The 21,816-nt window shown below is 67.6% G+C and carries 17 protein-coding genes and 2 pseudogenes; 6 read left to right on the top strand and 13 right to left on the bottom strand.

What is annotated here, in order from left to right; all coding sequences use genetic code 11:
- Nucleotides 1-10 precede the first annotated feature (10 nt).
- The 6 genes and pseudogenes from WAL33_RS17775 to WAL33_RS17750 form a co-directional block, all read right to left on the bottom strand.
- Nucleotides 11-1,762 (bottom strand): TonB-dependent receptor, encoded by a 1,752-nt coding sequence (locus WAL33_RS17775; RefSeq protein ID WP_422182850.1) that lies wholly within the window; start codon nucleotides 1,760-1,762, stop codon nucleotides 11-13.
- A 74-nt stretch (nucleotides 1,763-1,836) separates the two neighbouring features.
- Nucleotides 1,837-1,930: pseudogene (locus tag WAL33_RS17770) on the bottom strand (TonB-dependent receptor plug domain-containing protein); the annotation flags it as partial.
- Nucleotides 1,913-2,362: pseudogene (locus WAL33_RS17765) on the bottom strand (TonB-dependent receptor plug domain-containing protein); the annotation flags it as partial. The pseudogenes WAL33_RS17765 and WAL33_RS17770, both read right to left, overlap by 18 nt.
- A gap of 651 nt (nucleotides 2,363-3,013) precedes the next feature.
- Nucleotides 3,014-3,949, bottom strand: a complete 936-nt coding sequence (locus WAL33_RS17760; RefSeq protein WP_422182848.1) for a MurR/RpiR family transcriptional regulator — start codon at nucleotides 3,947-3,949, stop codon at nucleotides 3,014-3,016.
- 244 nt (nucleotides 3,950-4,193) lie between these two features.
- Complete coding sequence (locus tag WAL33_RS17755) at nucleotides 4,194-6,479, bottom strand: beta-N-acetylhexosaminidase (RefSeq protein WP_422182847.1); 2,286 nt, start codon at nucleotides 6,477-6,479, stop codon at nucleotides 4,194-4,196.
- Nucleotides 6,480-6,527: 48 nt separating this feature from the next.
- Nucleotides 6,528-7,856, bottom strand: a complete 1,329-nt coding sequence (locus tag WAL33_RS17750; RefSeq protein ID WP_422182846.1) for a GntP family permease — start codon at nucleotides 7,854-7,856, stop codon at nucleotides 6,528-6,530.
- A 583-nt stretch (nucleotides 7,857-8,439) separates the two neighbouring features.
- Between WAL33_RS17750 and WAL33_RS17745 the strand changes: the two genes are divergently transcribed.
- Genes WAL33_RS17745 through WAL33_RS17735 form a run of 3 tightly spaced genes read left to right on the top strand, consistent with a single transcriptional unit; the run spans nucleotide 8,440 to nucleotide 11,617 of the window.
- The gene (locus tag WAL33_RS17745) at nucleotides 8,440-8,829 is read left to right on the top strand and encodes a RidA family protein (RefSeq protein WP_422182845.1); all 390 of its coding nucleotides are present in this window, start codon (nucleotides 8,440-8,442) and stop codon (nucleotides 8,827-8,829) included.
- Nucleotides 8,802-10,121: an amino acid deaminase gene (locus WAL33_RS17740; protein ID WP_422182844.1), complete on the top strand. Its 1,320-nt coding sequence runs from the start codon at nucleotides 8,802-8,804 to the stop codon at nucleotides 10,119-10,121. Before WAL33_RS17745 ends, WAL33_RS17740 begins: the two co-directional genes overlap by 28 nt.
- 11 nt (nucleotides 10,122-10,132) lie before the next feature.
- Nucleotides 10,133-11,617: an N-acyl-D-amino-acid deacylase family protein gene (locus WAL33_RS17735; protein WP_422182843.1), complete on the top strand. Its 1,485-nt coding sequence runs from the start codon at nucleotides 10,133-10,135 to the stop codon at nucleotides 11,615-11,617.
- Nucleotides 11,618-11,864: 247 nt separating this feature from the next.
- On the opposite strand, the gene WAL33_RS17730 is transcribed toward WAL33_RS17735, so the two are convergent.
- The 5 genes from WAL33_RS17730 to WAL33_RS17710 are packed head-to-tail and all read right to left on the bottom strand — an operon-like array spanning nucleotide 11,865 to nucleotide 16,125.
- On the bottom strand, nucleotides 11,865-12,524 hold the full coding sequence (locus tag WAL33_RS17730) for a tetratricopeptide repeat protein (RefSeq protein ID WP_422182842.1): 660 nt from the start codon (nucleotides 12,522-12,524) through the stop codon (nucleotides 11,865-11,867).
- Nucleotides 12,525-12,543: 19 nt separating this feature from the next.
- Nucleotides 12,544-13,296: an SDR family NAD(P)-dependent oxidoreductase gene (locus WAL33_RS17725; protein ID WP_422182841.1), complete on the bottom strand. Its 753-nt coding sequence runs from the start codon at nucleotides 13,294-13,296 to the stop codon at nucleotides 12,544-12,546.
- A complete protein-coding gene (locus WAL33_RS17720) occupies nucleotides 13,289-13,951 on the bottom strand; it encodes a TenA family transcriptional regulator (RefSeq protein ID WP_422182840.1) in 663 nt (220 codons plus the stop codon). The genes WAL33_RS17725 and WAL33_RS17720 overlap by 8 nt, the downstream gene beginning before the upstream one ends.
- A 12-nt stretch (nucleotides 13,952-13,963) precedes the next feature.
- Entirely contained in the window at nucleotides 13,964-15,415 is a 1,452-nt protein-coding gene (locus WAL33_RS17715) for an AMP-binding protein (protein WP_422182839.1), read from the bottom strand.
- On the bottom strand, nucleotides 15,412-16,125 hold the full coding sequence (locus tag WAL33_RS17710) for a thermostable hemolysin (protein WP_422182849.1): 714 nt from the start codon (nucleotides 16,123-16,125) through the stop codon (nucleotides 15,412-15,414). The genes WAL33_RS17715 and WAL33_RS17710 overlap by 4 nt, the downstream gene beginning before the upstream one ends.
- A 185-nt stretch (nucleotides 16,126-16,310) precedes the next feature.
- Between WAL33_RS17710 and WAL33_RS17705 the strand changes: the two genes are divergently transcribed.
- The 3 genes from WAL33_RS17705 to WAL33_RS17695 all read left to right on the top strand — a co-directional run bounded on the left by WAL33_RS17705 (nucleotide 16,311) and on the right by WAL33_RS17695 (nucleotide 20,351).
- Nucleotides 16,311-16,832 carry an RNA polymerase sigma factor gene (locus WAL33_RS17705; protein WP_422182838.1) on the top strand — a complete coding sequence of 174 codons (522 nt, stop codon included), beginning with the start codon at nucleotides 16,311-16,313 and terminating at the stop codon, nucleotides 16,830-16,832.
- A 100-nt stretch (nucleotides 16,833-16,932) separates the two neighbouring features.
- The gene (locus tag WAL33_RS17700; RefSeq protein ID WP_422182837.1) at nucleotides 16,933-17,907 is read left to right on the top strand and encodes a FecR family protein; all 975 of its coding nucleotides are present in this window, start codon (nucleotides 16,933-16,935) and stop codon (nucleotides 17,905-17,907) included.
- Nucleotides 17,908-17,936: 29 nt separating this feature from the next.
- Nucleotides 17,937-20,351, top strand: a complete 2,415-nt coding sequence (locus WAL33_RS17695) for a TonB-dependent receptor (protein WP_422182836.1) — start codon at nucleotides 17,937-17,939, stop codon at nucleotides 20,349-20,351.
- A 45-nt stretch (nucleotides 20,352-20,396) separates the two neighbouring features.
- Here WAL33_RS17695 and WAL33_RS17690 read toward each other — a convergent pair whose 3' ends face one another.
- Both WAL33_RS17690 and WAL33_RS17685 read right to left on the bottom strand, forming a co-directional pair.
- Nucleotides 20,397-21,023 carry a glycosyltransferase gene (locus WAL33_RS17690; protein ID WP_422182835.1) on the bottom strand — a complete coding sequence of 209 codons (627 nt, stop codon included), beginning with the start codon at nucleotides 21,021-21,023 and terminating at the stop codon, nucleotides 20,397-20,399.
- The gene (locus tag WAL33_RS17685; RefSeq protein WP_422182834.1) at nucleotides 20,980-21,783 is read right to left on the bottom strand and encodes a S1/P1 nuclease; all 804 of its coding nucleotides are present in this window, start codon (nucleotides 21,781-21,783) and stop codon (nucleotides 20,980-20,982) included. Before WAL33_RS17685 ends, WAL33_RS17690 begins: the two co-directional genes overlap by 44 nt.
- Between the last annotated feature and the right edge of the window lie 33 nt (nucleotides 21,784-21,816).

The following is a 21,816-nucleotide window of genomic DNA, read 5'->3' as shown; positions in this document are numbered from 1 at the left end:
ACGCCGGCGATTAGAACTTCACGCCGAAGGACGCCCCAAAGGTGCGGGGGTCTCCGAACGTGGCGGTGCCGTCGCTGTTCGTCGCCGAAGGTCCAAAGGCGGCGGCCGAGCTGAGCGTGACCTTGTTCTCGACATTGCGGAGGAAGCCTTGGAGGTACCAGCGGCTGTCTGGGCTGGTGTAGGTCAAGTCAAGATCGGTGTTCGTATAGCCCGGCTGCGTGAACTGGGCGCGCAGCGCCGAGGACAGCAGTTTGTAACGCGTGCTCGCGAAGGTGCGGAAGCCCGCGGCCAGCTCCCCGCCATCCGGCAGCGGAACGGTTTGAGTGTAGCCGATCGATCCCGTCCAGGTCGGCGACCGGTCAAGCCGGCGACCGGCGAAGTCCAGCGTGGGAACGATCAGGTAGCTGTCGTAGCGCGCTTTCAGCCAAGTCCCAGAGAACAGCAGCCGGCCGTGGCCGCCGACCCGGTAGACACCCTCGACTTCAAGGCCGTCGACCTTGGCCTTGGCGGCGTTGGTCGTCACCGAGCAGGGCGTGCCGCAGAGATTGGCCTGCTGGGTCAGTTGCAGATTGGAGTAGTCGTAGTGGAAATAGTCCGCGTTCAGACTCAAACGCGAGTCGAGCACGCGCGTCTTCACGCCCAGCTCGTAAGACGTCAGCGTCTCGGGGTCATAATAGAGCGCCGCGGTGGGGACCGGCGAACTGCAGTTCGCCGTGCCGGCGACGCAGCCGTCGTTGAAGCCCCCCGCCTTGTAGCCCGTGGACACCGTCGCATAGAGCAGGGATTGCGCGTTGAGATCGTAGTCGACGCCCACCTTCCAGGTCGCCTTGCTGTACTTGACCCGCGCGTTGTTGAGGGAGTCGCTGTAGCCGTTCGGATTCAGCGTCGCATTGGGACCCGTCGTGAAATCCAGGGGGTCCGACACTTTGATGTGCCGGATGGTCGCGCCGACACGCTCCTTGTCGTCCCAAGTGTTGCGCACGCCCGCCGTCAGTCTCAGCGTCGGCAGGACGCTGTAGGTCGCCTGGCCGAAGACCCCGACCGTCTCGCTCGTCGTCACGCCCGGATAGCCGAAGACGTAGCCCCGGATGTTAGGATCGCTCGTGATCCGGCCATAGCTGAGCGAAGCCTGCTCGGCGCGTTCGCGGAAATAGTAGAGGCCCGCCTGGGCGCTCAGGCGATCGTTGGCGTAGGCCAGCCGAGCTTCCTGCGAATTCTGCTTGTATTCACCGTCGAGGGTCTGGGGATAGACGGACGCGACGTGGGTGCCTGGATTGATGCCGCCGAAGCCGGCCGGACGATTGTGCTGGGTGAAGTAGCGGTATGACCCGAGGTAGGTGAACTTCAGTTCCGGGGCCAGCTTCCAGTCGAACTGGGCCTGAACACCGCGGTTCTTCTGATTGATGGCCTGAGGGTTGGCGTCGCCGTAGCGCTGCGTCCTGCGGTCCTTGGAGGACCCGGCGATATAGACCGGATCAGCGCCCGCGCCGCCCGCCGGCGGGGCGGTGAACGGCGATTGGAAGAAGTTCGACGCCAGGACCTGAACCTTCTGGGTGCCCGAGAACTTCGAATAGTCGCCGCGGACAACCAGGCTGGCGTCCGGGCTGATGTCGAACAGCGCGCTCAAGCGTCCGGCGTAGTTCTCCTTGCCGGGATTGAAGTCGTACTTGGACTGGCCGTCATTGATGACGAAGCTGTCGCGTCGATCGTAGGTCCCTGCCGCCCGGATGGCGACGCCCTCGGCGACCGGCACGTTGACCATGCCCGTCACCCGGCGCGTGCTGAAGTTTCCGACCGTGCCGTCGACCGAGGCCGAGAAGGTGTCCTTGGGGGTCACGGTGATCAGATTGATAACGCCGGCGGTCGTATTGCGGCCGTAGAGGGTTCCTTGGGGCCCGCGCAGGACCTCGATGCGCTCGACGTCGAAGAAGGAGACTTCCTGGGCTTGAGGGCGCGCCAGGTAGATGCCGTCCAGCAGGAAAGCGGCCGAGGTGTCGCCCTTTTCCGTATTGTCAGTGCTGGTCACACCGCGGATCGTGACCTGCAGGCCGTTGTTGCGGTCGATCCTCAGATTGGGAACCGAGCTGTTCAACTGCGTCGGGTTGGTGACGCCCCGGGCTTGCAGCTGCTCGCCGCTGATCGCGGTCAGGGCGACCGGCGTCTTGGACGCCAGGGACGCGGTGCGATTGGCGGTGACGACGATGTCGTCCAGGGTGACGCTAGCGGACGCGTCGCCCCCCTGCGCGGCCTGCGGGCCCGGCGCGGTTTGCGCGATCGCCGAGCCGCCGGCGAACGCCAGGCCCAGCGCGAGCGGGAGCACCCCAAAATTGAGGGCGGCGCGTCCGGCGGAATTCACGCTCATCTTCTTTATGGTGTTCAACTTAAGTCCCCTCCGTATCTTATGCAGGCCAACTGACTCGGGCCCCTAGTGAAACGCGATAAGTCCGCGGCCCTCGGTCCAGCCGATCGGCCATGACGTTTCACCGACCTGACAGGCAGCCAGATCCGGGCCGACCAAGTCGGCTCGCCGTGATGACGTCAAAAATGATGTATTTTTTGCCGACACGTGATGTCGGCGACGATGCTAAGGGCGCATGTGGGCTCTAGGGAGCACCGAGTTGACGCCAGCTAGCCGGCTGAAACTCACGATCTTTGCCGGACAATACACACCCCCTGCGCTTTATCCTCAGGTTCAGATCACTCGGCTCCAGTCGCCGAACCCCTTCACCCGAATTACGATCAATACGTCAAACACGAACTCTTTAGATGATCGCCTCGAATTCATTCGCGAGCGATGTACTCTTCTCGCGCCGTCTCGAGACGCTCGACACAAGCAACCTCACGATAAGCGCGACGGCGAGGAAACGTCAATCACAAATCTATCATTTAGTTAGCGTTGATAAAATTTGCCGCGCTGGCGAGCAAACCTTGATCACTCCCGAGGCGCGGAGCGCGAGAACACCCCAGGGGCGCCTTGGCTCGGGTCGCCAGAACGCCGCCGCCAGGGCGGGCCCTAGTCGCCGATCGGCTGCTGAGGCGCGATTCCGTGCAGCCAGGCCACGCTGCCGCGCGCACGACGGAGCATCTGATGGGCGCGATCGCCCATCGTCGTCGCCACGGCGTAGGCGAGGCGATCGATGACGAACAATTGGGCGAAACGCATCGGGTTGGGCTGGAATTCCTCGACGCCCGAGGCCGACAGACCCACATGCAGACAGATGTCGGCGTCGCGGCCGAGCGGCGACTCGCCATCGGTGATCGCGATGCACACCGCCTTGTAGTACTTGGCCAACTCCATGCTGTCCTGCAGCTCGCGGGGCCGACCGGTGGACGACAGAAAGATGGCTACGTCGCCTTCGGACAGGATCGCCGCCGACATGCGCTGGGCGTAGCCGTCGGTGAAGACCATGGCCGGAACGTCCAGGCGGAAGAGGCGGTTGTGGATTTCACCCGCCAGGGCGGCCGAACTGCCGCCGATGCCGTAGATCACCACCCGACCGGCCTTGGCGATGGCCGCGGCGGCCGCCAGCAGATCCGTCTCGACCAACGTGTCGCGCGTGCGATTCAGCGCTTCGATAATCGTGTCGAACAGGCGATCGCCGACGGCGTCGTCGACGGGCGCCCCCTTCTCGACATCCTGCCTGGCCGCCGGACGCGCCGCACGGTCGCGCTGATCGGTCATGGCCTGAGCCAGGGCCAGTTCCTGGATGAGCCTGAACTTGAGGTCCTTGAACCCTTCGCATCCCACCGTGCGGCAGAAGCGCAGCACAGTGGGCTCCGACAGGCCAAGATCGGTGGCGACCGAACGCACGCTGGATCGGACGAACTCGTGGGGCGACTTCAGGATCAGCTTGGCGATCTTGAGGTCGGATCGGCTCAGCGACTCGATCATGCCTCGAAGCCGCGGGAGGATGTCGTTGGGCTCTTCCGTGACCACAGGTTCGCTCATCGGCTCGTTCCTCTCGCAATCCGGGCGACACGAGGGAGAAGGCAAATCTTCATCCCCTGTGTCTCGGCGCCGACAAACGCCGCTCGTCCAAATCGGACACCGCGGCGATGACCGTTGTAGATCATGGAATCAGCGAGCGTCACGACACTCCATGTCTGTGGCGACAGAAAATGATCGATCAGCGTCAACCTCGATACCGGGCGCCGCCTCGTCCACGGCGCCCCGAACTCACCGGGCGACGGTCTCAGCGGCCACGCGACAGCGCGACCTCGGCCAGTGCATAGAGCGGATCGGGCTCTGTCTGCTCGATCGCAAGGCACAGGTCGTGGGCCCCGTTCTGGGGCGGGATATCGGCGCCCAGCCGCGTTGTCCCGTCAAAAACGACGCTCGCCAGATCAAGCCGAGCGATGAGGGGCCCCTTGCACCCATCCTGGCGGATGAGGATCGCCGGCCTGCCGTTCTCCGGACGCTTCATGTCGGCCAGAACCTTCGCCGAGACGTGGAAATTGCTCCGTATCTTGGTCATCTCGACCTCGATCCGAGAGACGCCGTCCAGGTTGGCGCCGCGATAGAGCCAGCATTGGTCGACGGGCCGGACCACGAAGCTCTCGCGTGCGCCGGATATTGCATCGCGGCCCGCCGCGGCCTGCAAAAGGCCTTCGCACGGAGCCAGTTGGGTGTCGGTGCGCCTCAGGATCGACGCCTGGGTGACAGGTATCCGTTTGACCGCGCCGATCTGCCGATCCCCATCGAAGGTCGCGGCCGAAACGGTGTTGGGCGTGGCGATGTCGAGCGGCGAGACATAGACCGGTGAGCTGGCGGTCGGGACGCGGCCGTCCAGCTCGTAGCGGACCTGACCAAACTTGGTCTGGTTGCCGAGTTCGACACGGGCATGACCGGCGGCCGCGGCCCCGAGCGTCGCGGTGGGCTCGAACGCGCTGTAGGAGACGCGGACGCCCAGTCGACGATAGCGCTCCAGCTGGGATGGCGTGCGCTTGAGGAAATCGTCCCAGTCGCGGCGCGAGGCCGGCGACCACGCGACTTCAGACAACGCCGACAGTCGCGGGAAGAGCTGGTACTGCAGGTGATCGGCGGTGGCGATGTGCTCGGTCCACAGGTTGGACTGCACGCCGATGACATGGCGGCGCTCCGCCTCGGTGAGGGCCTTCGGCGCGGGCTCGAAGCCATAGATGTCGCCCAGGGTGTTGAGCGGCGCGCGCGCGGCCGGCTCGCCGGCGGCGTCGCCCTGGCGGAAGTCGAGATACAGCGGATTGCGCGGCGAGATCACCGCGTCGTGCCCGGCCTTGGCGGCGGTGATCGCCCCCTCGACGCCGCGCCAGGACATCACCGTCGCCTTGGCCGGAATGCCGCCTTCGAGGATTTCGTCCCAGCCGATCAACCGGCGTCCGTTGGCGTCCAGGAAGGACTCGATGCGCTGGATGAACCAGTGCTGGAAGTGCTGCTCGGTATCGATGCCGGCCGCCTTCATCTGCGCCTGGATTTCCGGCGAGGCCTTCCACCGGTCCTTGAGGGCCTCGTCCCCGCCGACGTGGATATAGGTCGAGGGGAACAGGGCCATCACCTCGCTCAGGACATTCTCGAGGAAGTCCAGGGTTTCGGGGCGGGCGTTGAACAGCTGATCGTGGACGCCCCAGGTGATGGCCGGCTCGACGGGCGGCGTCCCCAGGCCCAGTTCCGGATAGGCGGCGATCGCCGCGGTCGAGTGGCCGGGCATCTCGATCTCCGGCACGATCGTGATGTTGCGCGCGGCCGCGTAGGCCACGATCCGCCGGACCTCGTCTTGCGTGTAGAAGCCGCCGTAACGGCCGGTCTTGCCCTCGGGCAGCTGGGCCTCGCCGGCGACCGCCGTGCGCCACGCGCCGACCTCGGTCAGCTTGGGATAGCGCTTGATCTCCAACCGCCAGCCCTGATCATCGACCAGGTGCCAGTGCAGGACGTTGAGCTTGTGCAGCGCCATCCAGTCGAGCAGCTGGCGGATCTGTTCCGGAGACTGGTAGTGCCGGGCCGAGTCCAGCATCAGACCGCGCCAGGCGAAGCGCGGCGCATCTTGGATGGACACGCTCTGAAACGTGGCCGCGCCCTTGGTCGCGCCATCCTGGGTCAGCAGCTGCCAGAAGGTCACCGCGCCGTACAGGAGTCCGCCGCGGCCATGGGCGGTGATCGCGGCGCCCTTGGCCGACGTCTCGAGTCGATAGCTGTCGACCTCGCCCGCGGCCGTGGACGTGATCGCGATCCCGGGACCGGTCGCGCCATGCCGGACGGGCAAGGTCAGGCCTCGGGTTTTCAAGGCGAGCTGCGACAGGAAATCCGCCGCCGCCTCAGCGTCGCTGTCGCCGGCCCGCACCAGGATCGGCGTGCCGTTGGCGATCAGCGTGCGCCCGGACTTCACCGCCATCGCGGCCGGCGCCGGGGTCAGCGATGGCCGGGTCTGCGCCTGGGCGGGCGGCCCCGCCGCCAGCAGCACAGCCACCACCACGCCAAGAACCTGCGCCTGGATCATTCCGGTCATGCCGTTCGCCCTTGCTTCCACACCAAACTCAAGTCTGCGAGCCCCGGATCAGACGACCAGGCTCAGCCCCAGTACACAGATCAGACCCACCACCCCAACGAGGCTTTCCATCACCGTCCACGACAGCAGGGTCTCCTTCAGCGTCAGGCCGAAATACGTCTTGAAGAGCCAGAACCCCGGGTCGTTGACATGGGAGAACATCAGGCTGCCGGCTCCGATCGCCAGGACCATCAGGTTGGGATCGACATGGGTTGCGGCCATCAGGGGCTGGATTAGGCCCGCGGCGGTCAAGCCGGCGATGGTCGCCGAGCCCAGGGCCACGCGGATGACCATGGCGATCAGCCAGCCCAGCACCAACGGATGCAGCGGCAAGGCGCCCAGCCAGCCGCCCAGGGCGGCGCTGATCCCGCCGTCGACGAAGATCTGCTTGAGGGCTCCCGCCCCGGCCAGGATCAGCAGGATGCCGGCGACGTCCTTCAGGGCGTCGGCATAGCGGTTCATTTGGCCGACGAACGGCTGACCTCGCAGCACGCCGAGGCTGAAGGTGGCGTAGATCAGCGACAGGGTCAGCACCACGGCCGGCTGGCCGACGAAGGTGATGACCGTCCTGGCCTGCGACGGCCCGTGCAACGCGAAGACCAGCGCCGTGGTGGCGGCGATCATCACCACGGGCAGCAGCGCCGTCGTGAAGCTGTTCCACGCCCCGGGCGTCGCCTCATCGGGCGTTTCGACGATGACGAGCGACGCCTCCGCGTCGGCCAGGGCCTGTGGCACGGCGTTGAAGCGCTTGAGCGCCTGGGCCAGCAGCGGGCCGCCGATGGCCAGCGCCGCGACGCTGACGATCAGGCCATAGCCCAGCGTCAGGCCCGTGTCGGCGCCGAACAACGCCACCAGCGCCGCCGGCGAGGGATGCGGCGGCAGGAAGCCATGCGCGACCGACAGGCCGCACAGCAGCGGCAGGCCGACATAGACGGGAGGCAGCTCGGCGCGCCGGGCGATGGTCAGGATCAGCGGCACCATCACCACGAAGCCGACGCTGTAGAACAGCGGGATGCCGACGATCAGGCCGGTCAGGGCCATGGCCAGCAGGATGAAGCGCAGGCCAACCGCGCCGATCAGGGTGCGAGCGATGCTCTGGGCCGCGCCGCTGTCGGCGATCGACCGGCCGAACATCGCGCCCAGGCAGATGATGGCGGTCAGGCCGCCCAGCATGTCGCCGACGCCCTTTTCCATCGATTTGACCACCTGGTCGAGCGGCATGCCAAAGCAGAAGGCCGCGGCCAGCGCCGTCAACAGGAAGGCGACGAACGGCGGGACCTTGCCCCAGCCGATCATCAGGACCAGCAGCGCGATCAGCGCGACGACGGCGAATAACATCGAAAGACCAGCTCCAGAGGCGGCGGCGAGGCGCCGCACGAAGCTAAAAGGCGATTCCCCGGCGCCATGGGGTTCGGCTTTGGCGCCGGGGAATCAAAACCCACTCGCTCCGGGGGGAACCGTTGGAGGGGGCTCACCAACCGCGCCACGGGGGAGGCCGTGGCGGTTGGATCGGACACGCCGTCCATTGGGATCAAAGAACCCCTTCAAGGCGACGAAACTGGACGGCCGGAGAAACGTCGCTCCGACCGACGGCCAAGGTCGGCGACTCCGGCGTTAGATGTCAATCTAAAAAGATCATAAATGTAACTTCTATAAATTCTCTTTCGTCGCCGAGGCGCGCGTCGGCTTGGCGTGGGCCAGCGGCGCCGCCTTGGGCGTCGGGTGTTCGCCTCAGAAGAAACATGATAAATTCCCGATCATTAGCCCGAAACAGCGATGCGCGCGGCAACCCGAAAAGTCGATCGCCGCTCGCCTCGCGAGCGCCGGAACCAGAAAGATGGTTTTACTACATTTTGATTGACACATCTCGGTCAAGCATGACCTCTGTCGCTCCAATTGAGACCCGTATCAGGAGCCTTTCTTGTCAATCCAACGCATCGGCGCGACCACCACGGGCACCGGCGGCCAGGCCCTGCCCTTCTGTCAGGCCACGATCGCCAACGGCTTCGTCTTCGTGTCGGGCCAGGTGCCGATGGACGAGGACGGCGTGATGGTCGACGGCGGCGTCGTTCCCCAGACCCACAAGGTCATCGAGAACCTGACCGCCATCCTGGCCAAGGTCGGCTGCACGCTGGAGGACGTGGTGAAGGCCAATGTCTGGCTGGACGACGCCCGCGACTTCCATGCCTTCAATCGCGTCTACACCAGCTATTTCGGCAATGCGCCGCCGGCCCGCGCCTGCGTGCAGTCGCCGATGATGATCGACTGCAAGGTCGAGATCGAGTGCATCGCCCTGATCCCGCAGGTCTGACCATGACGGTGTCGCTGGCCGATCTTGACGCTCTGACCCTGGCGCCCGGAACCAAGGCCATACCGCTGGATGGCTCGGTGCGGCGACTAGGCGACCTGGCCGGACGCCGCCTGAACCTGCTGGGCGGCGACATCCCCTTCCCCGCCGCGGTGCTGAAGCGCGCGGCGATCGACAACAACCTTTCGGTCATGCAGGCCTATGTCGATCGGGCCGGCGCCAAGCTGGCCCCGCACGCCAAGACGACCATGTGTCCACAGCTGCTGACCCGGCAGATCCAAGCCGGCGCATGGGGCCTGACGGCCGCCACCATGACCCAGCTGAAGCTGTGTCACGCGCTGGGCGCGCCCAACCTTATCCTGGCCAACCAATTGGTCGGCCGCGCCGAGATCGAGTGCCTGCGCGATCTCACGATCGCCGCGCCCGATCGGCCGGTCTATGTGCTGGTCGACGGCGCCGACGGCGCGCGGGCGATCTCCGAGATCTTCTCCCGGTCTCCAGCCGGGCCCGCCGCGCGCCTGCTGATCGAGCTGGGCGTCGCCGACGGCCGCTGCGGCGTCCGCTCGCTGGACGAGGGCCTGGCCCTGGCGCGCTTGATCCACGACCTGCCGGGCGTCGCCCTGCACGGCGTGGAAGGCTACGAAGGCCTGGTCTTCAGCGATCACGCCAAGCAGGACGCCGTGGAAGTCGACGCCTATCTGGGCGACCTGCTGGGCCTGTATCATCGCCTGCGTGAAGAGGCCCTGCTGGCCGCCCCCGATGACGCCATCCTGACCGCCGGGGGCTCGGCCTACTACGACCTGGTCGCCCGATCCCTGGCCGGCGAGGCGCCCGGCGCGACGATCGTGCTGCGCAGCGGCTGCTACATCACCCACGACAGCGGCTTCTATCGCGAACTCCTCAGCCGCATGGACGACCGCGCCGCCGTCGGCGCACCGCCGCGGTTGCGTCCGGCGCTGGAGGTCTGGGCCCGGGTCATCTCGCGGCCGCAACCGGACCTGGCCATCGTGATGATGGGCAAGCGCGACGTCTCGTTCGACATCCACCTACCGACCGCCACGCGATGGTTCCGGGAGGGCCTGCACGCGGCCCCGGCGGCCTTGGATGGCGTCGTGACCACGAAACTCGCCGACCAGCACGGCTTCCTGACCCTGCCGCCCGAGGCCGACCTCGCCGTCGGCGACCTGCTCGGCTTTGAAATTTCCCACCCTTGCACGACCTTCGACAAGTGGTCGGTGCTGCTGGAGATCGACGAGGCCTATGCCGTGCTCGGCGGCCTGAAGACCTTCTTTTGAGTGATCCGGCCTTGAGTGCTCAGTCTTCCCCTCCCCGCGTCGCCGATCTTGTCCTGAAGGGCGGGCTGGTCATCGATGGCGGCGGCGGCCCGGCTCGCGTCGCCGACGTCGCCCTGGCCGGCGACACCATCCTGGCCGTCGGTCCGGCGCTCGACGCCCTTGGCGCACGGGTGATCGACGTCTCGGGCCTGGTGGTCGCGCCTGGCTTCATCGACGTCCACACCCACGATGACCTGATCTGCATCACCCAACCCGACATGACGCCCAAGATCAGCCAGGGCGTCACCACCGTGGTCGCGGGCAATTGCGGGATCTCGGCGCCGCTGCTGCGCTTCGACGACACTGTCGACGAGCCGTTCAACCTCCTGGGCGCTCCCGAAGACTTCGCCTACGCGACCTTCGCCGACTATCGCCGCGCCATCGAGGCGATCGCGCCCCGCGTCAACGTGGCGGCCCTGGTCGGCCATTCGGCTCTGCGCGTGCTCTGCGTGGACGACCTGTCGCGCCCGGCCACGCCGGCCGAGCGGGCGCGGATGGACGTCCTGCTGCGCGACGCGCTGGCCGAGGGCGCCCTGGGTCTCAGCTCGGGCGTCTTCTACGCTCCCGCCTGGGCGGCCGATCTTGAAGAACTACAGAGCCTGGCCCGGACCGTGGCCGAGGCCGGCGGCGTCTACACCGCCCACATCCGCGACGAGCGCGAAGGCATCATCGAAGCGCTCCAGGAGGCCTTCGCGGTCACCGAGCCCAGCCAGGCGCACCTTGTGCTGTCGCATCACAAGTGCGCGGGCGTGCGCAACTGGGGGCGCGCGGCCGAGACCCTCGGCCTGATCGACCAGACCCGCCGTCGTCAGCCGGTGAGCCTGGATTGCTATCCCTACACCGCCGGCTCGACGATCATCCGGCCAGACCTCGCCGACGGTGAGGTCGAAATCCTGATCAACTGGTCGGAGCCGCATCCCGAGATGGCCGGCCGCACCCTGGCCGCTATCGCCAGCGACTGGGATCTGACCCAGGCCCAGGCGGCCGAAAGGCTGATGCCGGGCGGCGCCAGCTACTTCCAGATGGCCGAGGCTGACATGCAGGCGATCCTCAGCCACGACTGCTGCATGATCGGGTCCGACGGCCTGCCCCACGACAAGCGGCCACATCCCAGGCTGTGGGGCACATTCCCGCGCGTGCTGGGCCACTACGCCCGCGACGAGAAGCTGATCACCCTTGAGGCGGCGGTCCACAAGATGACAGGCCTTGCCGCGGACACCTTCGGCCTGAATGAGCGTGGACGTATCGCTCCCGGCCTGAAGGCCGACATCACGGTGTTCGACGCCGAGACGATCCTGGACCTGGCGACCTACGAGCTGCCGACCCGGCCGGCGCTGGGCATCGCGCAGGTCTATGTCAATGGCGTGCTGTCCTGGGCCGACGGATCGCTGACCGACGAGCGGGCCGGACGCTTCCTTCGCCGCGACACGCCTATTCCGTCCGCTGCGCCGCGCTAAGCAACCCGGCCCGATGGTCAAGACGCACCCCAAAACGACCCTGGCTTCGCCCCACCCGCGATCGCGCTGCCTTATTGACAGCGTTGGGTTGATTTTGGGCCAGTTCTAAGCTGGCCCGACAATTTTCGCCGCATGGCGGCGAATTGTTCCCGAAAGCCCCAGAAGCGGGCCCAGAGACGGCGGCAACAACCGAAAATTGCGCCGCCCCCGTCGCTGCCGGCTTCAGTTCAGGTGCTCGAACTGTCGCCTAGCCGTGCGCCTTTTGACGCGCGGTCGCCAGGAGCGCGGCGGCCTGCGCCTTGCGTCCGTGATCGGCCACCTCCCGCCCCGGACGCACTGGAGCGTTGACGGCGCGCTGAAGCGCGGTCTCGGCCCCGGCGTAGTCGCCCTGGCGCATCAGGAAGTCGCCATAGAAGAAGTTGGAATCCACGCCGTTCGGATTGGCGGCCAGGGCCTTGGTCAGGTAGGCGCGCGCCTTGCCGGCGTCGCCGAACCCGATCGGAAAGCCCGGCACCTGGGCGTAGAGCGAGCCCAGACTGGTATAGACCGAACCATCGCCCAGGGCGGCGGGATTGATCTTCTCGGCTCGCTCCAGCATGCCCCGCGCGCTCTTGGCCAGCGACAGTCCGCCCATACCGCCCGTGGCGCCGGCCTGCGTGGCCTTGGAGATCGCCTCCCAGACCAAGGGCTCGGCGCGGTTGGGATACTGCTTGGCCAAGGTGTCGGCTTCGGCGGCCAGCTTGGCCGCCTCGGCGGCCTGGCTTGGCTTGTCGTGGACCTCGTAGTTCACATGCGCCCAGCTGCGGGCCAGCCCGTCGATGCGGGCGTCGAAAGCCGGGTCAGCGGCCAGGGCGGGCGCGCCGGCGAGACAAACGGCCGCGATCACGGCCAGCATGGAGAGTTTCATGGTCAAAGGCTCCAGATAATCAGAGAGTGAACAGCCGTGCCGCCTTGCGGTCGTTGGCCGAAAGAGCGCCGTCGATAAGGCGCGGGAAGATGGCGTTGATCCGGACGAACAGGCTTTCGGGAAAGCCGAAATAGACGTCCCGCTTGCGGCCCCGGACCGCCTCGACGATCCGCTGGGCGATCAATTCGGGCGGGTCCATGTTCATCTGGGTGAGCTTGGCGAACTCCATGACCGCCGGCGTGTTGAGCGCCGTCTTGACCGCCCGCGGCGCCACATAGGTCACGTCGATCCCTGTGCCCGACAGCTCGCGCCGCAGCGCCTGGCTGAAGCCACGAAGCCCGGCCTTGGCGCTGGAATAGGTGACGAAGTGGGCGAAGTTGATCGAGCCGAAGATCGAACCGACATTGACGATCTGGCCGCCGCCGGCCGCCTTCATCCTGGGCAGGACGGCTTGGGTCAGCCGCACCGGCGCGATCAGATTGACCATGTAGCTGGCCATCAGGTGCTCGGGCGTCTGCCGCTCGAAGGGACCGAAATGCTGGATCCCCGCCAGGTTGATGACGATGTCCCAATGACGCCGCGCCACAGCGGCGGCGGCGGCCTCGATCCCCTCGGCGGTCGAGATGTCGTGCTCGAGGAAGGCCGCGCCATTGGCGGGTTGGGCGCGATCCAGCACGACGACCCTGGCCCCCTCCTCCAGCAATTGCGCCGAGATCAGCGAGCCCAGGCCGCCGGCGCCGCCGGTCAGCAGAATGTTCTTGTCCTTAAACATGGGCCACCTGATCGTGCGGGATTGAGCGGAAGACGTCGGCGAAGCGGTCGAAGATCGCCTTGGCGACCTCGATGATCGCGGCCTGGTCGTCGGGGTCGGTCACCTCGTCCATCAGCTTCTGGAAGAAGACCAGATGCTCCATGTCGAGCGAGCCGTGCGAGGTCAGGTAGCTGAAGCACTCCGGCCCCAGGTTCAGGTTCCTGGCCACCGCCTCGGCGCCCTGGGTCGCCAGGCGGACGCTGGTCCCTTCCAGCACGAGGACCATGCCGAAGAAGCCCATCGGATTGACCTTGGCGATGTAGTCGTAGGCGAAGGCGACCATGCGCTGGGTGGCCTCGCGTGGTTCGCCCAGGCGCACCACCTCGGCGTCGCCGCCGCAGTTGCGGATGTCGTTGAGGATCCAGTGCTCGTGGCCGGTCTCCTCGGCGATGTACTCGTCCAGCGCATGGCGGAACCGGTCGTGGGCGTCATCGAGGCGAGCTTTCGCCGCCTCCATCAGCGGCACCGTGTGCTTGACGTGGTGATAGGCCTCCGTGAGGTAGGCGATATAGGTCTCGCGCGAAATCCGGCCGGCCAGACCGTCCTGGATCTGCGGCACGCCGGCCAGGGTCTGCTGACCCTCGACGGTTTCGGCGACCAGTCTCTGGAAGAACATCAAGTCGGGCTCCTATTGCGAGGCTTCGATGAAGTCGCGGTGACGCGACAGAAGGACCGCCCGACGCGGGCGGCCGTTGTTGGTGAGTTCGCCGGCGGCCAGGTCGAACGGCGCGCGGACCCGCCAGCGCTTGACCTGGGCGTAGTCAGGCAAGGCCTGGTTGGCGCGGGCCACCGCCTGGGCGATCGCTGTCTCGTCCATGTCGGGCAGCAGCGGCACGATCAGCGCGCCGAGCGCGGCCTGGGACTCGCCGAACACCACCGCCTGGCGGATCTCGGGCTGGGCCAGCAGCTCGCTCTCGACCCATTCGGGCGCGACGTTGCGCCCGAAGGCGGTGATGATGGTGTTGCTGCGACGCCCCTCGATGCACAGGAAGCCGTCGGGGTCGAACGCGCCCAGGTCGCCGGTATGGACCACGCCCGTGTTCGCCTCGCCGCCGGCGTAGCCGAGGAACGGATGGGGTCCGACGACGATCTCGCCGTCCGGAGCGATCTCGACGGTCAGGTGCGACAGGGGTCGGCCCACCGCGCCGGCCTTGCGGGCGGCCGGGGTGTTGAGCGCCACGACGGAGGCGCATTCGCTCAGGCCGTAGCCCTCATAGACTGGCAACCCCAGGGCGTCGGCTTGGCTCAGCAACTGCGAGGAAACCTTGGCCCCGCCCACCGCCACCAGGTTCAGCGCGGGGAAGCGGGCGCCGGTGAAGGTCATCACCATCAGCAGGGCCCGCAACAGTTCGGGCACGACGATCAGGCTGGTCGCCGCCTCGGTCGCAATCGCGCCGGCTAGGGCCGGCAGGTCGGGCCTGAAGGGATTGTCCAGGCCCAGCGTCGCCGCGGGCAGCACGTGGTAGCGCCCGCCGGCGATCAGGGTGGTGTAGAGGCCGGCCACGTTCTCCAGCAGGATCGACAGCGGCAGCAGCGGCAGATGCCGGCCGGCATAGTCGGCGCCGATCGCCTCGACCAGGGACCCGGCCACCGCCTCCATCTGGACCTGCGACAGGCAGACGCCCTTGGGCTGGCCCGTCGAGCCCGAGGTGTAGGTGATCTTGGCCGTGCCCGGCGGCAGCGGAACCGGAGAGGTCAGGCAAGGCGTCACGGCGAGCGGAGCCCCCGCCACGACGATTTGGCCCTCGCCCTCCGCCGCCTCGATCAGCAGGCTCGCGCCGGCGTCGGCCAGGGCATGGTCGCGCTGAGCGGGGGTGAAGAAGCCGGGCAGCGGCAGGCTGGGCCAGCCCAGACGGATCAGCGCCAGGTCCAGGATCACCCAGGCTGGCCCGTTGGGCAGGCGCACAGCTACCGGCGAACCGGGACGGACCAGCGGCGCGAAGGCGAAAAGCGCCGTCGCCGTCCGGCTCACCGCCTCGCCCAGTTGGGCGTAGGTCCAGGTCGCCGACGGGGTGCTCAGCGCGATCGCCTCGGGCGTCACCGCGGCGTGGGCGTCGATCGCCCGCAGGATCCGGCTCATTGGCCGACCTCCGGGCAAGCCGGGTGAAGACGGGGGCGTATGTTCTCGACCTGGACGGGCTCGGCCACCAGCATCTGGCTCAGAGGCTGCAAGGCCGGACCGATCGCGCCGGCAAGCACTTCCGGATCGCGCTCGTAATAGGCGCCCCACTCGGTGGCCGCTTCACCCAGACGGGACGGCTCGGCGCGGGTCAGGACCTGGGTCTCGAAACCGACCCGGCCGAAACTGCGGCGCAGTTGGCGCGTGGCCGTGGCCACCGCATGGGTGCAGCCGTTCTGATCCAGATGCCGCGCCAGGGCCAGGAACAGGAACATCGAGGCGCCGACGCTGCCCGAGCCCAGATTGCCGATCTCCGCCACGCCGTCGCGTCCGACCGGCTCGCCCAGCTTGCGGGCGATCGCCGCCTCGACTGGGTCGTCGAGATACTGCTCCAGGAACAGGGGCTCCTGGGCCGCGAACCGGAAGCCGACGGCGGCGTGGATGCGGCCCTCGCCGTCCTGCACGCTCATCAGCGTGGGATAATGATTGCGGATCACGCCATTGAAGGCCGAGGCGTAGGCGGTCTCCAGATAGGTCTCGACCCTCAGGCGCTCCGGTCGCATCAGGTGATGAATCGAGATCACCTTCGGCGCCAGACCGGTGAAGCGCCGCATGCGGGCCTCGTCGAACCGCAGGCTGCCGCGCATGGCCCCGTCGTCCAGCATCATCACTTCCAGCAAGGCGATCTCCACATCCTGGCGAGCGTCGGGACGCCCTTCGATGAGCCATGACGACGTGGCCTGGGAACCTCCTCAAAGGGATTGCGATTGCGCCCGGAGACGGCATCGGAAAGACTGAGCGGATCGCCGGATTCCCGGCGTCGAGCGGCCATGGGCCCGGAGCGTGGATCGAGTCCTTGGACGACAGCGACGTCCATCCCCTGCTCGCCTGCTATCTCGAACGGCGGGACGAGCTGGTGCGCTATTTCCGCGTGCGGCTGCGATCCGAGGAAGCCGCCCAGGATCTGGTGCAGGACATCTATCTGAAGATCACCCCGCCGCCGGTCGCGCCGATCGACAATCCGGCCGCCTATCTCTACCGGCTGGGCACGAACCTGATGCTGGATCGGATCAAGACCCAGAGACGGGCGGGTCAGCGCGACGCCCAATGGCGAGGCGCGGGCGGCCCCAGCGCCACCGACTGGGAGACCGCCGACGAGCCCCGCGCCGACGACGCCCTGGCCGCTCGTCAGCGCCTGGCGCAGATCGTGGCGGTGGTGAACGACCTGCCTCCCGCGGTGCAGGAAGCGTTCCGGCTGCACAAACTGGAAGGCCTCAATCACGCGGAGACGGCGGCGGCCATGGGCGTGTCACGCTCCAGCGTCGAGAAGTACATCATGACCAGCCTCAAGCGCATCCTCGCCAAGGTGGGCCGATGAGGGTCGGAAACATTCTCAAGAAAGTTTGGAGGCGCCTTGGCGTTTATGGCGTCATTGGGGCAAGCAACGAGGCTTGGGCCTCAGGGAACGGTGAACACCGATGAGCGGCGCGGACAGCATCAAGGCGATTGACGCCCTGCGCGACGAGGCCGTCGCGTGGCTGGTCCGTGTGCAATCGGACCAGGCCACGGCCGACGACTGGACCGCCCTGACCCTCTGGCTGGAAGCCTCCGACGACCATCTCGCCGCCTTCGAGGAGATCGAAGGCCTCGCCGCCGAACTGGCCGACCGCGCCGCCGAGATCGCCCCGGCTGTTAAGCCGTCGACCTCGCGAGTCGTGGCGATGCGCCGCCGCGCCGCCCTGCCCGTCTGGTCCGCCGCCGCGGCCGCCGCCGTGATCGCGGTCGTGGTCGGCCCGATGGCTTGGCGCGGCTATCAGGGAACACCGACGATCTACCAGACCCGTCCCGGCGAGACCCGCGAGGTCGCGCTGGCCGACGGCACGCACATCCGGATGGACGCGGCCTCGACGCTGAAAGTCCAGTTGGGCTGGCGGGCGCGGCGCGTGCAGATGGCCGACGCCCAGGCGACCTTTGATGTCGCCAAGGACCCGGGACGCCCCTTCCTGATCTCGGTCGGCGACCAGCAGGTCCGCGTCGTCGGCACCGAGTTCAACATCCGCCACTACGACAAGACCGTGCGGGTGACCGTCCGTCGCGGGATCGTCGAGGTGCGCCAGCCCGCCCTGGGCTCGACCCCGGTGGCCCGCCTCGTCGCCGGTCAGAGCCTGAGCCATGTCGAAGGCGCGGCAAGGTCGTTCCAGACCGCTACCGATCCAGGCCCCGCCTTCGCCTGGACCCAGGGCCGGATGGTCTGCGACGACGAGACCCTGGGTGACATGGTCGCCTATCTGAACCGCCGCTATCCAGTGCCCATCAGGATTTCGCCCGCCCTGGCCGGCAAACGGTTCTCCGGCGTGCTGGAGCTGGGCGACCAGGATCTGGTGGTCAAACGGCTGGCCGGTTATTTCTCGCTGTCGGTGCATCGCACCGACCGACAAATCGAACTACGGTAGCGCCGTCCTGAAGGTTGGAGGGCGTTTCGTTGCGAGCTGACGCATGGCGGCGCTGGGCGCTGGCTTCCAGCTTCGCGTGCGTGGTCGGATGGGGCGGCTGCGCCTCGGCGGCTCAGCCCCGGATAGGCTTCGACATCCCCAGCAAGCCGCTGAAGTCGGCCCTCGTCGACTTGGCTGTCCAGGCCGACGTCTCGATCAGCACCCAGGCCGCCGGCGGCTGCGCCCCGACCAGCCGGCCCGTTCGAGGACGCTTCACCCTCCAGGATGGTCTGGCCAGGATGCTGGCGGGCACGGGCTGCGGCTTTCGGATGATCGACGCCAGCGCCGTCGAGATCGTCAGGCTGCCCGCCGCCAAGCCCGTCGCCCGAAGGGCCGCCCCGACGGAGCCCGGTCCGTCCGCCGCGCTCGACGAGCTCGTCGTGGTCGCCACGCGCCGCCCGACCCCGGCCGACCGCCTGGCCTACGCCGTCAGCGCGGTGGAGAACTCGGCGATCGCCGGACAGGGTCTGCGCGACGCCAACGACCTGGCGTTCACGGTTCCCGCCATGACAGTGACCAACCTGGGCCCTGGCCGCGACAAGATCATGCTGCGCGGCCTGTCGGACGGACCGCTGACCGGCCGGACCCAGTCGATGGTCGGCCTCTATCTCGACGACACCCGGCTGACCTACAATGCGCCAGACCCCGACCTGCTGTTGATCGACATGGCCCAGGTCGAGGTGCTGCGCGGGCCGCAGGGCGCGCTCTACGGCTCCGGTTCTCTGGGCGGGGTTCTGCATCTGGTCACCGAACCGCCGGCTGCGGATCGCTTCGAAGCCTGGATCGCGGGCAATGTCGGCGCGACGCAAGGCGGCGACGGCTCGAACGGCCTGTCCGGCATGGTCAACCTGCCGGTCTTCAAGGGCCGGGGCGCGGTCCGCGCCGTGCTCTACCGCGACCAGCAAGGCGGCTATATCGACGACGCCGGCCTCGACCTGCGGAACGTCAACCGCTCCCTCCGCTCGGGCGGGCGCCTGAACGTGAAGGTCGACCTGGGCGGGGGCTGGACCCTGACCGGCGGCGGGGCCGCCCAGTTCATCGATTCCGACGACACCCAGTACGGCCTGACGACCGAACCGCCCTACACCCGCCGCAACCAGGTGCGCGAACCGCACGACAACGACTTCGCCGAGGCGCACCTCAATCTGAAGGGCGATATCGGCGGGATCCTGGCGCGGTGGACGATCTCGGCGGTCGATCACGACATCACCAGCCGCTACGACGCCAGCTCGGCGCCGCCGGTCGCCCTGGCGCCAGGCCCCGCCGCCTATGACGACAACGACCGCACCCACAGCCTGGTGACCGAAGGCTCCCTGGCCTCGTCCGAAGAGGCTCGGCTGCAATGGCTGGTCGGCGCCTTTCTGGCCCGCACCCATCAGGACATCGAGCTGGCGTTGACGCGTCTGGCCGACGCCCCGGCCCAAGCCTTCGCGGAAACGCGGCGCGACACGCTGGACGAGGCGGCGATCTACGGCGAGGCGATCTTGCCGATCGGCCGATCCCTCAGCGCCACGCTGGGCGGCCGGCTGTTCAAGTCCAAGACGCGGGTGACCAGCACAACGGCGGCCTTCGGCGCGCCGATCACCGAGTTTGCAGGCGCGCTTGAAAGTTCCGGTTTCGCGCCAAAGCTGGTCCTGTCCTACACCCTGTCGCCCAGCGCCCTGATCTATGTCCAGGCGGCCGAAGGCTACAGGGCCGGAGGCTTCAATACGACCGGACCGTCCGGCCAGGTGTTCTCGCCCGGCGACGCGGTCGAACCGCGCCGCCGCTATGACGGCGACGAGCTGTGGAGCCTGGAGGCCGGCGGCAAGGTCTCGTTGCTGGACGGCCGCCTGCGTCTGCGGGCCGCGGCCTTCCAGGCCAACTGGAAGAACATCCAGAGCGACCAGTTGCTGCCGTCGGGCCTGCCCTTCACCGCCAACATCGGCGACGGGCGCAACTTGGGCCTGGAGGTCGAAGGCAGCTACCGCGTCGCCGGACTGCAGCTGGGCGCCAACCTGTTGTTCAATTCGCCCGAGCTGGAGAAGGCCAATCCCGCCTTCCCCGTTCGCAAGGACGTGAGCCTGGCCGGCGTGCCCCACCGCGCCGGCGGCGTGACGGCCCACTATGAGCGGCCGCTGGGCTCAGACATGACCCTGGAGCTTGACGGTCGCTATGCCTATGTCGGTCATTCGCATCTGACTTTCGACGCCACGACAGCGCCGCTGATGGGCGACTATGCGACCGGTCGCCTGGCCGTCGGTCTCGCCGCCCCCCGCTGGCGAACGACCCTGGCCTTGGACAATCCGACCAATGCGCGCGGCGACACCTTCGCCTACGGCAATCCGTTCTCGCTCCGCTCAACCGACCAGGTGACTCCCCTCCGCCCACGCACCCTCTCCCTCAGCCTCCGCGTCGCCTACTAGAAGGTGTCAAACCCTCCCGCCTCGACGAGGACCGGGCTGGACGTTTCACGCGGCCGGGCTCGCGATGGCTGGAAGCATGGGATGGCGACGGACCGGAAGCTGGGCGAAGATTTCGGCGCCCGTGGCGGCGAAGTGCGCTTGGCCGAACCGGTCCAGCACCCGCGACCGGGCCACTTCGCCCATTCTCGCCAGCTTGTAGGGCGCACGCAGAAACCACTTCAAGGCCTTGGCCAGCTCTTCGGAGTCGCAGGGCGGCGCGACCCGACCCATCAAGCCGTCCACCACGCTGTAGGGCATCTCGCCCACGGCGGTCACCAGGGTCGGAAGACCGGCCTGCATCGCCTCGTGGACCGCGATGCACAGGCCTTCCCGCCGCGAAGGCTGTAGATAGAGGTGCAGCCCGGCCAGGAACTCGCGCGGCGTGTCGCAGAACCCGGTGAGGAAGACGTTGTCCAGCCCGGCCGGGTCGATCATGGCCTGCAATCGTTCCCGTTGCGCGCCCTCGCCCGCGATCCGGACCTCGAATGGCGTGGGAGACTTGAAGCCCGTGGCGCGCAGATGCGCCAGGGCCTGGCCCGGGGCGCGGCCGATCCTCGGCTTGCTCTTCAGAGCCCCGTGTGCTCGAGCGCTATGGCCGGCAAGATGGCCTCGCCTCCCCTCTGAAGAGCGCATTCAGATAGGCCGCCAGCCGAACACCACCCTGCTGCAGGCGCGCATCCACAAGGGGCCGCATCGCGAAAATGTAGGCGCCGCCCAGCGGCGCGTCGGAAGTTGGGTAGATCCGTTCACGAAGCTCGGCGCTTTCGGCGATCCATTGGCGGGAATCCGTGTTGCGCCAGTCTCGCGCCTGAGCCGGTGTGATCCTGGCGGCGAGCCAGCTGTCCAGTTCAGTGTAGGAAAGCTGCCGTTCGTCGATCAGGCCATAATCCCACACCGCGTGAAGGTCGGTCGGCCTGCCCGCGAAGACCACCTTCACATCGCGCCCGCCATTGTCGCGCCCATTGCCGGCGTGCAGCGGGTTGTGGAGGTCGCCGACGATATGGACGATGAACCTCAGCGCCAGCTGGCGATCGGTCATCGGCGCGCCCTCGTCCTTCACTGTGGCGGCAAAGGCGGCCAGGCCCGTGACGGCGTCGCCCTCGGGCGGCGCGCCGGCATAGGTCCCGCCGGTCGGCGAGACGACGTCGTGATAGTGGCCCGCCTGCTGGCGCCAGAACGGATCCGGGCTGGGCCGCATGTCATCCGGATAGGTCGAGGCCTCGGCCAGGGTCTCCGCGCCGAGGATGCGCTTCACGCCTTCGGCGGCGCAGGGCGTCAGGTAACGCTGGGCCAAGGCGCCCGTCACCCGATGACCGGTCTTGCCCCAGGCCAGGGCGTGGGCCGGAGCCAAGGCCACCGCCAGGGCCGCGAGCAGGCGCGCCGTCGTCTTCATCGGAAACCCCGTTCGAAAGACGGGCGGCCGCGG

The organism is Caulobacter sp. (genome assembly GCF_049283275.1).
Taxonomy (GTDB): domain Bacteria; phylum Pseudomonadota; class Alphaproteobacteria; order Caulobacterales; family Caulobacteraceae; genus Caulobacter.
The sequence above is the reverse complement of the archived record's forward strand: the minus strand, read 5'-3'. Positions and strand labels throughout refer to the sequence as shown.